Origin of the sequence: Marinobacterium litorale DSM 23545 (assembly GCF_000428985.1) — a bacterium.
Classification (GTDB): domain Bacteria; phylum Pseudomonadota; class Gammaproteobacteria; order Pseudomonadales; family Balneatricaceae; genus Marinobacterium_D; species Marinobacterium_D litorale.
Map to the genome: position 1 here is coordinate 13,031 of NZ_AUAZ01000026.1, position 14,030 is coordinate 27,060.

11 protein-coding genes are annotated in these 14,030 nt (G+C 57.2%); all 11 read right to left on the reverse strand.

Going from position 1 to position 14,030, the window contains the following annotated elements:
• Positions 1–8: 8 nt before the first annotated feature.
• The 11 genes from G403_RS0116805 to alc all read right to left on the reverse strand — a co-directional run bounded on the left by G403_RS0116805 (position 9) and on the right by alc (position 13,934).
• Positions 9–3,812, reverse strand: coding sequence for a translocation/assembly module TamB domain-containing protein (locus G403_RS0116805; protein WP_027855011.1), 3,804 nt, complete (start codon positions 3,810–3,812; stop codon positions 9–11).
• The gene (locus tag G403_RS0116810) at positions 3,809–5,527 is read right to left on the reverse strand and encodes an autotransporter assembly complex protein TamA (RefSeq protein ID WP_084404087.1); all 1,719 of its coding nucleotides are present in this window, start codon (positions 5,525–5,527) and stop codon (positions 3,809–3,811) included. The genes G403_RS0116805 and G403_RS0116810 overlap by 4 nt, the downstream gene beginning before the upstream one ends.
• Before the next feature lie 208 nt (positions 5,528–5,735).
• Positions 5,736–8,108: a putative bifunctional diguanylate cyclase/phosphodiesterase gene (locus G403_RS24650; protein WP_051299187.1), complete on the reverse strand. Its 2,373-nt coding sequence runs from the start codon at positions 8,106–8,108 to the stop codon at positions 5,736–5,738.
• A gap of 312 nt (positions 8,109–8,420) precedes the next feature.
• Positions 8,421–9,041, reverse strand: a complete 621-nt coding sequence (gene ureG, locus G403_RS0116820) for an urease accessory protein UreG (protein ID WP_027855013.1) — start codon at positions 9,039–9,041, stop codon at positions 8,421–8,423.
• Positions 9,042–9,056: 15 nt separating this feature from the next.
• Complete coding sequence (locus G403_RS0116825; protein ID WP_027855014.1) at positions 9,057–9,722, reverse strand: urease accessory protein UreF; 666 nt, start codon at positions 9,720–9,722, stop codon at positions 9,057–9,059.
• 3 nt (positions 9,723–9,725) lie between these two features.
• Entirely contained in the window at positions 9,726–9,962 is a 237-nt protein-coding gene (locus tag G403_RS23750) for a HupE/UreJ family protein (protein WP_036234304.1), read from the reverse strand.
• Between the two features lie 14 nt (positions 9,963–9,976).
• Positions 9,977–10,444 (reverse strand): urease accessory protein UreE, encoded by a 468-nt coding sequence (ureE, locus tag G403_RS0116835; RefSeq protein WP_027855015.1) that lies wholly within the window; start codon positions 10,442–10,444, stop codon positions 9,977–9,979.
• Positions 10,445–10,459: 15 nt separating this feature from the next.
• Positions 10,460–12,163: an urease subunit alpha gene (gene ureC, locus G403_RS0116840; protein ID WP_027855016.1), complete on the reverse strand. Its 1,704-nt coding sequence runs from the start codon at positions 12,161–12,163 to the stop codon at positions 10,460–10,462.
• A gap of 24 nt (positions 12,164–12,187) precedes the next feature.
• Entirely contained in the window at positions 12,188–12,493 is a 306-nt protein-coding gene (locus G403_RS0116845; RefSeq protein ID WP_027855017.1) for an urease subunit beta, read from the reverse strand.
• Positions 12,494–12,504: 11 nt separating this feature from the next.
• Positions 12,505–12,807, reverse strand: a complete 303-nt coding sequence (gene ureA / locus G403_RS0116850) for an urease subunit gamma (protein ID WP_027855018.1) — start codon at positions 12,805–12,807, stop codon at positions 12,505–12,507.
• Between the two features lie 116 nt (positions 12,808–12,923).
• Positions 12,924–13,934, reverse strand: a complete 1,011-nt coding sequence (alc, locus tag G403_RS0116855) for an allantoicase (RefSeq protein ID WP_245578383.1) — start codon at positions 13,932–13,934, stop codon at positions 12,924–12,926.
• Positions 13,935–14,030: the final 96 nt, after the last annotated feature.

Below are 14,030 nucleotides of genomic sequence, written 5' to 3' on the forward strand. Positions count from 1 at the left end.
ATACCGGGCTAGCGCTCAAAGCTATAGATCAGATCGCCGCCGCTGGCCTCGCCGCTGGTTTCTGTCTCCAGGAACCAGCGATCAGTGAGCTGATAATGAATCAGGAAGGTATTGATCGGCTCCACCAGCCCGATACCGTATTTGATATAGAGATCCGGCGACAGATGCTTGGCCACATACAGCGATGTGTCTTCCGCGGTATCACCGGAACTGATACCCAGTTCATCCACATTGAGCGCGCCCTGTAGGTTCTGAACCAGATTATTGCCCCCTTTGGTCGCCAGCGAGAGCGCCATTTTCATCAGCAACTCCTGCTCTGAAGCCGAGGCAGAACCCGGAGCACGACCCAGCAACAGGTAGGACAATATTCTGTTATCCGGCATCGCCGGGCTCGACGTCAGCTCCAGCGCCGGATTGCGCAAAGTGCCGCCCACCAGCGCACCGACACTGACATCATCCACGTCGCGGGCAACACGCAGATCCAGCCCCGGATTAGTGACCGGGCCACCGGTAAAGAGCACACTCCCCCGGCTAATCTGAAGCTGTTGACCATACAGTGTGTACTCGCCGGTCCGGACACCCACACGCCCGGTACCCCGCGCCGGACTTCCGGCACTCTGCTCCAGCGTCAACGCTCCGGTGAGGTAACCATCAAAACCGAAGGCATCCACGCGGACGTCATCACCCAGCACGATACGGAGATCAAGCTCGGTATCGAACGCCTGAGGATCTTCCGGTTCTCCATCGCGCTTCACCACCAGATCAGCGGAAGGGTCCACTGATGACGGTCCCAGCTTCGGCGGCTGAATCAGCGCGCGCGGCACATTGAGCTCACCGGTCACACGCACCCCGTCAGGCGAGCCACTGATGGCCATATCAGGAGAAATATTAACCAGAATTTCCTGGGTATTCATGGCCGTAAACTGATCACCTCTCAGGGCCAGCTCGATCCTCCCGGCCAACGGCTCAACGAACCCATCCAGGGCCAGTGAGCCGTCACCGCTGTTCAAGCTACCTGTAAGCTGCATCCGCTCTTTGCGCTCGGGATCATCTCTCAAACGTAGCTGCGCATCTTCGATACGAATCCCGGCGGCCGCGATCTCAGCCACCCCCTCTGTCACCTGAAGATCACCCTGGATTCTGGGGGCCGCCAGGGTGCCTGCGACTGTAACATTGACATCGGCACGCCCTTTATCAATGACCACGCCGGGGCTGAGAACACCAAGCGGGCGCAGATCAGGAAGATCCACCTTTACCTGACCGGCCAGGGACTGCGTACCCGCCGGATCCTTGATATTGAAATTGCCGTTGATCTGTCCATCCAGGCCGGACAAAGGCACATCCAGACGCCCTTTAACGGCGTCCGAATCTCCAGTCAGTTCGAGGACAGAACCATCAAAGCCCAGCGTCAGATCGGTATCCGGCGCGTCAATCTGGGCGCGCGGAAGCCGGGCATTGACTCGATAGCTGATTGCATCACCCCGCTGACGGAAGCCGCCATTCGCTTCAAGCTCTCCATCAAGCAGCAGCGACGGCGGCAAAAACGAAGCCAGCACCGTCAACGGCAGCGCCTGCACTTCGAGCTCAGCATCCGTTCGAGCAACAGCAGGTTGGTGATCCAGGTTTACACAGACTTGCCCGCCCAGCGCCTCTGGAACCAGACAGCTGAGAGCAAGGCGATAACGCTTACTCCCCAGGTCTATCGCCGCGGGCTCCTCTAATTGCCATGGATTCAGTCCCACGGGGCTCAAGGCGAGGCGCTGCAGATAGCCTTTATAACGCCACGCCGGCAGCTCCATGCTGGCACTACCCTCAATCTGGAGTTCAACCCCACCTTTGTCGCTATCGACACTCAGCAGAGTAACGAGTGCCTGCTGGGGCCCTTTCAAGGACAGGTCGATCTGTTCTATAGACTGCCCCGGCAGCGCAAGCCCGCGGGCAGACAGCTGGATATCCGCGTCATGTTTCCAGCTTGCATCGAAAGCCACCTGACCTTCGGCTGCATTCAGTCGTAGCTGATTCACGCGCAGGTTCTGCGCCGAAAGCTGAGCATCGACTCGAGGTAACACCCGCGATCCAGCCAAGGTTCCTTTCGCACGCAACGCGCCGCGGGCTTGCGGTAAAAGACTGTCGAGCGATGGCAGATCCAGCGACCAACTCAGGTCCAGCTGTTCATCGATACGCCCCGCTGCAGCTAACTGCGCCTCGCCCCAGCCGAGCTGCAGGTCACTGACATCGATCGCCGCGCCCTGAACAACGACCTGCCCGCTTCCTGACAGGGGCTGGCCTTTCAGCTGCCCGCCCAAGCTTTGAATGTGAACCCGGGAATACAGCGCGGGATCGAGCCTTCCCTCCACCGCAAGCCGGGAATTCAGCTCGCCATCCAAGTCCGGCCATTGCAAACCCGGCTGAACCTGCTGCGCCTCAAGCTTGAGCTGCCAGCTTGTTTCATCGGCCCAACCCGCTTTTCCGTCCACCAGAACGCGACCCCCTAAAAGATCGGCCTCAATACCAATTTTGTCCGCACCACTGGGTGATACCTGGGCCTGCCCCTTCAGAGAAACCTCCCCAATTTCAACAGATTGGAGCTCTGTGTTAATACGTGTATTGAGGTTATCAAAGGGCCCGGACAGTAACAGCTCGCCCTGCGGTGAGCGCAACGCGACAGACTCGCCCTGCAGCGGATAACGAACCCCTTCCCACTGGAGCCTGGCATTCACCGAGGGCGCAGAGCTATCCAGCCCTTCCACCTCGCCATTAACCTTCAGGCGGGTCTCACCCCCGTTCAGCGCGAGTGTCGAAGACGCCAAGGTCGCTAAGGAGGGCGTCCACTTGGCCGACAAGTCCAGAACCCCCTTGCCCAGCATCTGCTGTTCAAAACGGACTTGCCCTTCCAGGTTAGCCTGTGCAAGACCACCACTGGCATCCAGATTTGCCGCAAGACTGGACAAGCCTGTTTGCGCCAGCGCCGGATCCAGCTCGGACAGCTGCGCATCGATCAGTTCCAACGCAACGGACCATTGCGGATCTTCGCCGAGCGCGCTGTCCACGTGCGCCCTCAACTGTGCATCAATTAAACCGGACGCCGACTGAGTCACTGCAAGACGCTCCAGGTCTCCCTTTAGCTCGCCACTCAGTACGACCTCTCCACCGCTTGCATTCGGAGGACGAAAGCGGATATCGCTGGTCAGGTCTAACGCATAGGGCTTTGCCAGTGCGATATTGCCCTGCACACTCAGCTCGCCTTGCGGGTGACGTATATAGAAGTGGCTCAAACGTCCGGTATCGCCCTCCGCACTGGCGTCAAGCTCAATCCGATCAATACGCTGGACGCTTTCCCCATTTACGATCTCGAGCGGACCGATATCTAAAGCGTGAACGACCACGGAAACCGGTAACTGAATCCGGTCCGGCAGCCCGCCCTTCTGCGTATCCTCCGCTGCCTGCTGTTCAGGGTCGGCGGGAGGCAACGCGAGCCGCCCCTGAGCCAGGGAGAATCGGCTGATTTCAACGCGGCGCGAAAACAGCGCCATCGGCTTCCAGTCGAAGCCGATGGCTCCAAGCTGAATATCCGTACCCTGGTCATCGCGATAGCTCACCTGCTCAAGCTCAAGCGGCCCGACCAACCTGCCGGACACGCCATCCAGACTCAGACCCGCTATTCGTTTCTCCACCTGACTGAGCAACAGTTGAGTACCGGTGTCACTGCCAATTAACAAAGCCACCGAGCTGATCAGGACAATAAGTAGAACCGAAAGCCCCAAAAGGACTCGGCGCAGCACTGCTTTCCAGCTTATACGGAGCGCACTCATAGATCCGGCCCCAGCGTAAAGTGCAGGCGAATGCCGTCATCATCCAGCGGTTTCGCCAGATCAATGCGCACCGGCCCCACTGGCGACTGCCATCGAGCCCCGACACCGACCCCACTGACCAACGGGGTGTCGATCGAATCAAATGCGTTACCGGTATCCCAGAACAGCGCCGCTCGCCAGTTCTCCTTCACCAGATAGTCAACCTCCACACTACCGGTGATCATGTAACGACCACCGCGTACATCACCGTCGTTATCCTTGGGTGCCAGTCGCTTATAGCCATAGCCCCGAACGCTGTTATCGCCACCGGCAAAAAAGCGACGCGACGAGGGCAGAACCGAAAAGTCAGTGACCGCAGTCGCACCGACGTCTGCACGGCCGAGCTGCCGCCAGCGTTCACCAAACGACTGCACCGCTTTGACACCGGCTTCCGCCTGCACAAAATCGGTATCGGACAGGAGTGTTTCACTGCCTCCGCTAAGGGAAAAGTCCAGGCGGTAGCCCCGGTTGGGATAGAGCCGGTTATCCGCATTCACATACTGCCAGCCAAACTCCGGCACCAGTAATCGCGTGGTTTGTGTATCGCGGCCAAAGGTAAAACTTTCCTCCTCCAACGACAGACCGTAGGTGAATCGATGACCGTTACGAATTTTCTGCTCCTGCAGCCCCAACACCCATTTTTCGGTATCGGTTGTGTCAGTTTGCTCCTGTTCATAGAGGGCACGCACGATATATAGATCGGTCATGGGATCCGGGCCGGGAATTTCGTAACGACTACTGAGTGTATTGGTAACTTCCGAAAGGCGCAGCACGGTGTCCATGCGATGGCCCAGGGAGTTTACCCAACGTCGATTCTGCCGCGCACTGAGCCGGGCCCCGGTGTCGGTACCATAGCCTGCACCCAGTCGATAAGCCGTCCGTTTATTGGGCTCCAGCGATACATCAATGGGCACCTGCTGCTGCGCATCGGCTTCCTCCCAGCGCGGCTGCACCTCGACCAGGCTGAAATAATCACTGTCTATCAAGCCTCGCTGCATCGTCAGCAGCGCTTCGGTGCTGACAGGATCGCCTGGCTTAAAGGTTTCGTAGCGCTCCAGTAACGACTGAGTGACGGGCGCTGGACTGTAGCGGAAGACACCCACCCGGTACTGGGGGCCCGAGTCAAATATCAGCGTGATGTGTGCCTGATTGTTCTCCGGATCAACCGCTATTTTCGACTGCGTAAAGCGCGCCTCGTAAAAGCCCGCACTCGCGGCACGCTCAAGCAGGTCACTTTTTAGCGATTCATAGGCCGGTTGATCGAGCGGCGTACCCACACGCAACGCCGGGTCCGCCATCCATTGCCGAAACCGAGCCTGGGTTGATGCTTCACCCAACACATCAAGGGTCGTGTCATGAATAACCGTTCGAGGCCCAAGCTGCACCCGATAGGTCGCGACCCAATCCTCGCCATCACGACTCAAGAGACTTTCGATTTCAGCGTTAAAATAGCTGAACGCGCTCAGAACCCGGTGTATCGCAACATCTGCGCGGGAGTGCAGGTAGCGCACACGCGCCGCACTGAGGCTTCCCTCTTCGCGTACTAACGGAAGTGCATTGCGCACAGGGTCCTGTAGCTCAGCAGGCAGATCCGGCACTTCGACACGTACGTCCGCATAGAGCGCCGGGGAAAGCAGGCTCAAAGAGAGAAGTAGAGTTCTGGCAGTTGGGGTCATTCAGTCACGCTTGCCCGAATCGGTTGTTTGCGCCAATTCTAACCTGAGGGGGCCCGTCGTTTCAGCGTAATTGGTAAAAATATATTGCAAATGCGAATCCTTCGCATTATTATTCAATTGCTTTGACAGGCACACATCGGGTGAAACGACTGCAGTGCGACACCCGTTCACGGCTCTGCCCGCCCCCTCCACCGGGGCGGGCATTTTTTTAACCGAAGCCTACGTGGGTATGCTCCGGATCCGATAAGTACCGGGCGATAAAATGCCCCGCGGGAATTGGCCGGGAGAAAAAGTACCCCTGACCCAGCTCGCAACGCAGCGCCTGAAGACATTCAAGCTGTTGCTGCGTCTCAACCCCCTCCGTTATCACTTTCAGGTTCAAAGCACGACTCATGGTGACAATCGCCCCCACCAGCGCGTGGTGTGTTTGATTCTCTTCTATATCCATGACAAAGGAGCGATCAATTTTCAAAATATCCAGCGGGAACTTCTGCAAGTAACTCAGCGATGAATATCCGGTGCCGAAATCATCAATGGACAGGAGGCAACCCAAGCGCTTAAGCGCATTCATCACATCCAGTGTATGCGCGGTGTTATGCATCAGCATGGACTCTGTAATTTCGAGGATCAGGTAGCCGGGAGCTATCTCATGCGCCTCAAGCACCTCACGCAGAAGGTCAACAAAACGACTATCCATAAACTGCTGACCCGAGACGTTAATCGACAGATATGCCTGGCTGTGATGTCGTTGATGCCAGGTCGCGAGTTGTCGTAACCCTTCTCGCAAGACCCACTCCCCGACCTGAACAATCAGCCCGGTCTCTTCGGCCACATCAATAAAGTCGCCCGGGAACAACAGGCCCCGTTCCGGATGACGCAGACGAATCAACGCTTCCGCCCCTACAACGCGCTGGCTTTTCAGATAGACCACCGGCTGATAATGGAGCTCGAACCAGTCGTTCGCCAAGGCATCACGCACCAGTGTCTCGGCATCCATCCGCTTGCGAGTCCTTTCTTCATCCTCCGGCAGGAACACGCGAGCCCGGCTGCGCCCCTCCTCCTTGGCGCGATACATCGCCAGGTCAGCACTGCGTAACAGGGAATCAGCCGACGTATCACGGGTTTTATGAACCACGATCCCGATCGAAGCCGAGATATGCAAACGCCGCTCATCGATCTCGAAAGGCCGCTCAAGCTCCTCGACGATACCTTCAGCAAGCTGCAACAGGGCAGCTTCTTCCTTGCGTCCATGCAGAAGCACGGCAAACTCATCGCCACCCAGGCGGGCGACAAAGTCACCGGCAGGCAGGTGGTGCTGAATACGCTGCCCCGCCGCTGCCAGCAGCTTGTCACCGGTATGGTGGCCGTGGGTGTCATTGATGTATTTAAAGCGGTCCAGATCGATAAACAGGAGCGCGAGCCCCTGCTCCAGCGATTGATCGGAAGTAAGCTGCTCAGCCAGCATCAATTTAAAGAAATGCCGGTTCGGCAGTGTCGTCAGAGAGTCAAAATTAGCCTGCCGCTCGATGGTGCTAAGCGCCTCATCCAGCGAAGTGATATCGGTCATTACCGCCAGCGCACCCTGCCCCTGCGGGTTGGCTGTAAGGTTTATTCGCATGGAATGGACCTCGCCGGCCCGATCACGCACCTGCAGATAACACTCGCTGCTGGTGTCGGGTGTCACCTGTTTTAACTCGTCACGGAGCGTATTCAGCTCTTTTTCATCGCAGGCGAGGTGCGCGATCGAACGGCCCACAATATCGCGTTCATTGAAACCCAGATGGATCAGAAAGTGTTCGCTGACACTCTGGATGCGACCGTCAGGCAGCAACGTAAACAGCAACGCCGGCGTCTGGTTGTAGAGATTACGAAACCGCGTCTCACTCTCCTTTAAGGAGTTATGTTTATTATCAAGTTCATCCAGTAACTCATTGTATGAACTTATTATTATCCCAAACTCATCACCGGAACCACGTGATTTTGCACGGATAAAATCGCCGGTTTCCCGCGCCCGCTGGATAGCGAACAGCAGCTCTCGTAACGGCCGGTTGACCACGCGCGTCTGAAAAACGAACAGCGCGGCGGAAAGCGCGACGGCGACCAGAATCAATGTGAGAAAGGTATCCTCTAACCGCTCCCGCTCGGCCAGATAAAGCGTCTGCGCGCTAACTTCAGCGATAAACCAGCCGGCTTCCTCCCCCATTTCGCGCCCGGCGATCAGCGGAATAACGAAACGACTTTCGACCTGCACCCTGCCGAAGTCCGACGAGAGACGCTCGGTTAACGGCTGAACCTGAGCGTTCAGAATCTCAAGGCGCAGTGTATCGGCCTCATCCATAACCAGATCGAGAATGGCTTCTATCTGCTCCTGTCGTCCCTGGGCAACCGGCTCTGTCAGCAGATCTGCGTAGGTTTCCAGCCGGGCAACCCGGTTATCCAGGTCGTAACGGAAGCTGTCACGCGCCATATAACTGGTATAAAGGAAGCTGCCACCGAGAACGACAACCAGCGAGACCATCAGCAAAATTGCCAGCTTGACGTGTACCGGCCGACGTGGGTGCAGGTTAACCCTATCCTGCATGGACAAAGCTCGCTTGCACAGCCAGACGGGAGTTGGAAAGCTGACAGCACGCGGATGTACCATCTCGCACGGTCAGTAAAGGAAGATCAAACGAAAGGGACAATAAAGAAGCGAAACTAGATCGCACACTCCGGCACGACACTACGCTGGTCTGACACAGCATAAAAATTTGGACCCTGCGATTTTTTATATTTGTATTCCCCACGGGCCTAGTCAATGTCCGTCAGACTGGCCGGGGAGAAGTATGATGCGTTTAACGCCACTTAAATACAACTCCCCTTTAGTGTAGCGATATTCCTACACTGCTTTTGCTCAAGCCGCTTCTAACATACCCTGACGAACGATAAACTCGATTATCTCCTGTAAGCCCTTACCCTCTTTGAGGTTGGTAAACACATAGGGCCGTTCAGGGCGCATCCGTTGGGTATCAGCCTCCATCACGGACAGGTCCGCGCCCACATAGGGAGCCAGGTCGATTTTGTTAATCACCAGCAGGTCCGATTTGGTGATTCCCGGGCCGCCTTTACGCGGAATTTTTTCACCCTCAGCCACATCAATCACATAGATACACAGATCAGCCAGCTCAGGGCTGAACGTGGCGCTCAGGTTATCGCCGCCGCTCTCGACGAACACCACATCCAAGTCGCCATGGAGACGCGCCAGATCTTCGACGGCGGCCAGGTTCATCGAAGCATCTTCCCGAATCGCCGTGTGCGGGCACCCCCCGGTCTCAACACCAACGATTCGATCTGCGGGCAACGCTTCGGCGCGCGTCAGGATCTTGGCATCCTCCTGGGTGTAAATGTCGTTGGTCACGACTGCGATACTGTAGTGATCACGCATCGCCTTACATAGAACCTCTAACAACGCGGTCTTGCCCGAACCAACAGGACCGCCAACCCCGATACGCAGGGGGGCTTTATATTCACTCATTATTAAATTCCTCAATCAGGATCGGAATAACCGGGAGTATTGGGTTTCATGCCGGGCGCTGGCTATCGCCAGCGCCGGAGTTGAGCTGCCGATAGCATCATCCGACAGCCGCATCGCCGTATCGAGCAAGGCCGGCAGCGTTTCACTGATTGTTAAGAGAAGACGCTGCCCCGCGGTCTGCCCCAACGGCACCAGTTTGACACCGGCCATAACCGCATTTTCCAGCCAGCTCCAGACAAAGCCACGACACAAGCTGTTTGTTTCTATCGACCAGGCCGAGGCGGCCAGAGCCATACCGGCTAACTGCGTTTGCTTCGCAGAGCGCTGCAGCGCATCCGGGATAGTCACATCCAGCGCCGGTAGCAGGCGAACCAGAGCCTGAGCGCGCTGGCGCTCCTCAGCGCGGAGTTCACGGGTTTCTCGACTGGCGATCAGAAACTGGCACCAATGATCGAATGAAGCACTATCATCCTGTGCCAGTGCAGTGCACAGGCGCTGCAAAACCGGAACTTCCAGCGACAGCACACTGTGTTCCAGCGTGGATGAGAGCCAACGCTCAAGCGACGGCTCGCTTTCAACCCAGCCGGTTTCTATCGCCCACTCCAAACCCTGGGAATACGTAAACGCACCCACCGGCAAGGCCGGACTGATGAGCTGGTAGAGCCGCAGATCGGCAAGCACAGTTTACTCCTGACGGGCTGCGGACAAGACGCCCTTGCGCGCTTTGCGTTTGCGCAAAATCTTACGCAGGGCAAACCCTGCACCCACCGCCGCGGCAAGGGCCAGCATCATCGCCAGGTGATCAGGTTCGGTCAAGGTGTGGCCCAACCCGGCAAAAAAACTCCCGCCATGAACACCTTCGTGGGCCAGTGCCAAAGAGGGAAAAGCGACCAGAACGGACGCTCCTGCGAACTTATGCATTGTGCTCTCCTGAATTATATCGATTCGTCGTGGCTGTGATGATGGTGGTGATGGTGCCCTTCGCTACTGTATGCACCGGCTTCCGGCTCAAACGGAGCCTGCTCGCCAAGCACTTCTGCGCCCAGGCCTCTCACCATGTCGTCAAGGACATGATCATGCTGATAGCGTAAAAACCCTTCGCCCACTTGCAGCGGCACATGACGGTTACCCAAATGGTAGGCACAGCGTGTCAGCAGCAGGCTGTCCCCGGTGCGCACCGTTGAAACCGACTCATCGGCAGCCCGTATCTCCACCACTTCGCCACACTCGCTGATCAAGCGGTCGCCTCCGCGCAGGATCAAGCCCCGCGGCAGGAACAGGCCCGCTTCACGCCCGTCATCCAGCGTGACGCGCAGTCGGCTGCGAATACGCGAGTCTATCGGTAAGCTCAAGCTGGCGGTGGCCGCCTGATCTGCTGGAGCCTTGGAGGTCAGTCGTATCATTTACAGTTTCCCAAATCAGAACAGGTAGTAACGCTGAGCCATCGGCAGCTCTGTTGCCGGCTCACAGACAAGCAACTCGCCATCGGCACGCACTTCATAGGTCTGTGAATCGACCTCGATCCGAGGCTGGTAGCTGTTCAGTATCATCTTGTCCTTGGTCACCGACCGGCAGTCGCGAACCTCTCCAATCAGGCTGCGCAGTCCGAGCTGAGCAGGCACTCCGGCGGCAAGCGCTGCCTGTGACATAAAGATCATGGACGTACTTTGGGACGCTTTGCCGAAACTACCGAACATCGGCCGGTAATGTACGGGCTGCGGTGTGGGAATTGATGCGTTCGGGTCGCCCATAGGCGCCGTTGCAATCATGCCGCCCTTGATAATCATGCTGGGCTTGGTGCCAAAGAAGGCGGGCTTCCACAACACCAGGTCAGCCAGCTTACCCACCTCCACTGAACCCACCTCATGAGCAATACCGTGGGTCAGTGCCGGGTTAACCGTGTATTTGGCGATATAGCGTTTGATACGGCTGTTGTCGTTGCGCTCCGAATCACCGGTCAACGCCCCGCGCTGCACCTTCATTTTGTGGGCCGTCTGCCAGGTCCGCGTAATCACCTCACCGACGCGGCCCATGGCCTGAGAGTCGGAAGAGATCATCGAAAACGCACCCAGATCGTGCAGAATATCCTCAGCGGCTATGGTTTCCCGGCGAATACGGGACTCCGCGAAGGCTACATCCTCCGCGATGGAGGGATCCAGGTGGTGACACACCATCAACATATCCAGATGCTCGTCGATGGTATTCACGGTGTAGGGACGCGTCGGATTGGTGGAAGACGGCAGGATATTATTCTCACCCGCCGCCTTGATGATATCCGGCGCGTGGCCGCCGCCGGCCCCTTCCGTGTGATAGGTGTGAATGACACGACCGTTGATCGCTTTCAGGGTTGTTTCCACAAAGCCCGCTTCGTTGAGCGTATCGGTGTGAATCGCCACCTGTACATCCATCTCATCGGCCACACTCAGGCAGCAGTCAATGGCGGCCGGTGTCGTACCCCAGTCCTCGTGCAGCTTTAATCCGATGGCACCGGCAGCCACCTGCTCACGCAGCGCCTCGGGCAGACTGCCGTTACCCTTACCCAGGAAGCCCAGGTTCATCGGCAGCTCATCTGCAGCTTCCAGCATCCGGTGGATATTCCAGGGCCCCGGTGTGCAGGTGGTCGCATTGGTACCGGTCGCCGGCCCCGTGCCACCACCCAGCATGGTGGTGATGCCTGAGCAGAGCGCCTCGTCAATCTGTTGTGGGCAGATAAAATGAATATGGGAGTCGATACCACCGGCCGTCAGGATCTGTCCCTCACCGGCAATGACTTCAGTACCCGGCCCGATCGCGATGGAAACATCCGGCTGCACATCCGGGTTACCGGCTTTGCCGATCGCCGCTATGCGTCCGCTCTTGATACCCACATCCGCTTTTACGATACCCCAGTAATCGACAATCAGTGCGTTGGTAATCACCAGGTCCATGGTCCGGCTGCTGGGGCGCTGCCCCTGCCCCATACCGTCACGAATCACTTTACCGCCGCCAAATTTCACCTCTTCGCCGTAGGTGGTGTAATCCTTCTCCACCTCCAGCAGCAGTTCCGTATCGGCCAGCCGCACCCGGTCACCGGTGGTTGGACCAAACATCTCCGCGTAGGCCTGTCGGGAAATAGTCGCCATCTTCTTACTCCTGTAGTCTGGGGCTTAAAGTGCGCCCATCACCCTGCCCTGAAATCCATAGACTTCCCGTGCGCCCGCGTACTCAACCAGCTCCACCGTGCGGCTCTGGCCGGGCTCAAAACGCACCGCCGTGCCAGCTGCGATATCCAGTCGATAACCGCGGGCCTGTTCGCGATCAAAACGCAATGCGTCATTCACTTCGTAGAAATGGAAATGGGAGCCCACCTGAATCGGGCGATCACCGGTGTTGGCAACTTCGATAGTCACCTTGGCACGGCCGACGTTCAATTCGATTTCACCGGGGTCGGTGATGATCTCTCCGGGTTTCATCCTGTGCTCCTTCAGACGATCGGTTCGTGAACGGTGATCAACTTGGTACCGTCCGGAAATGTGGCCTCAACCTGAACCTCGGTAATCATTTCCGCGACCCCATCCATGACATCGTCACGGGCCAGCAGGGTGCGTCCATAATCCATCAATTCAGCGACGCTGCGCCCATCTCGCGCACCCTCGAGAATGGCCGCACTGATATAGGCCATCGCTTCCGGATAATTGAGCTTGAGCCCCCGCTCCTTGCGCCGCTCCGCCAGCAGCGCCGCAGTAAAAAGCAGCAACTTGTCTTTCTCTCTCGGTGACAGCTCCATGATCGTCCTCTTGATAACCGGGCAGTGTTACGGTTTCTTGTTCAGCTAGACAGCAGGCCAAGCAATATGCATTCCAAATCAATCACATGCATCAATATTTTCCCGTCTTTCCGGGGTTACCCCCGGTCAACGCGGCCTTTGACGCGCAAGCGACTGATACCGCCATCCGGATAAATATTGATTCGAAGATGCGTGACCCGCTTTGGTGCATCCATTTCGGCACCAAATTGGTGCACTGAGTCGGCAGAGAGTTTCTGCGGCGGGAGCAGTTCATCCCAAAACATACTCTGTGTAATCAGAGACTCATCGGTCCCCGCTTCCACCAACGCGCCTTGTACCGAACATTTATCAGGATAGTTACCTTTGAAGAAAGCGGTATCGATGGTGAACTCTTCGATCACGCCCGGCGCAGCCAGTGCCACGATACACCAGTCATTGCCGGGTTCCCGCCGACGCCGTGTTTCCCAGCCATCGCCCATATTGACACCGGGCGTAGGCAGCAGAATGCGGTTGGGGTCGCCGTAGTGTGAATCGTTCCAGGCCAGCACACGTGCCCCCAGCTCGCGGGCAGCCAAGTTAACCGCATCCCCGTTATTGAGCTCGGCAACCGGAGAGCCGTAGACACGAAGCCGGGCAACGCCACCGTCTGGCAATATATTCAGCCGGATATGGCTCCAGGTTCCCACAACCTCGGCGGCGACAAAGTGATGCGCGTCAGGCCCCAGGGACACACTGGGTGTAATCGCTGTCCATTGCGTTGCTGCATCCGGTGTCCCCTCCACCAGACAGGCCTCAACCATAGCGCCGGGGGGGAAGTTACCGGTGAAAAAGCTGGTATCGATATCGAAGCCGGCAATGACGCCCGCGACACCGAGTTTAACAATGCACCAGTCATGGCCACCGTTTCTGCGCCGGCGACTTTCCCAGCCATCCATCCATTTACCGTGATCATCATAACGATCCGGGTAGAACCGCGCAGGTTCCGGCGCGAGCATCCGCGGTGCAGGTGCAAAAAACTGATCTGAGCAGGAGACGATTTCGGCACCCAGCCGAGGATCAGCAAGATCCAGTTGCCCTTGAGTAAACAGAGGAAGCTCGGCGGGCGCTTGTGCTTCGATAAATTCCACGGTTATTCCTCACTGATGTCGGTGACATGCTTGAATTGGATTATTTGTTTCACTTAATATTACGTGCAACATTAGTTCCAAATCAATAACAGACAC

Coding starts and splice junctions, on each gene's coding strand:
- G403_RS0116805 (WP_027855011.1), bottom strand. CDS start 3,812: ATGAGTGCGCTCCGTATAAGCTGGAAAGCAGTGCTGCGCCGAGTCCTT.
- G403_RS0116810 (WP_084404087.1), bottom strand. CDS start 5,527: ATGACCCCAACTGCCAGAACTCTACTTCTCTCTTTGAGCCTGCTTTCC.
- G403_RS24650 (WP_051299187.1), bottom strand. CDS start 8,108: ATGCAGGATAGGGTTAACCTGCACCCACGTCGGCCGGTACACGTCAAG.
- ureG (WP_027855013.1), bottom strand. CDS start 9,041: ATGAGTGAATATAAAGCCCCCCTGCGTATCGGGGTTGGCGGTCCTGTT.
- G403_RS23750 (WP_036234304.1), bottom strand. CDS start 9,962: ATGCATAAGTTCGCAGGAGCGTCCGTTCTGGTCGCTTTTCCCTCTTTG.
- ureE (WP_027855015.1), bottom strand. CDS start 10,444: ATGATACGACTGACCTCCAAGGCTCCAGCAGATCAGGCGGCCACCGCC.
- ureC (WP_027855016.1), bottom strand. CDS start 12,163: ATGGCGACTATTTCCCGACAGGCCTACGCGGAGATGTTTGGTCCAACC.
- G403_RS0116845 (WP_027855017.1), bottom strand. CDS start 12,493: ATGAAACCCGGAGAGATCATCACCGACCCCGGTGAAATCGAATTGAAC.
- ureA (WP_027855018.1), bottom strand. CDS start 12,807: ATGGAGCTGTCACCGAGAGAGAAAGACAAGTTGCTGCTTTTTACTGCG.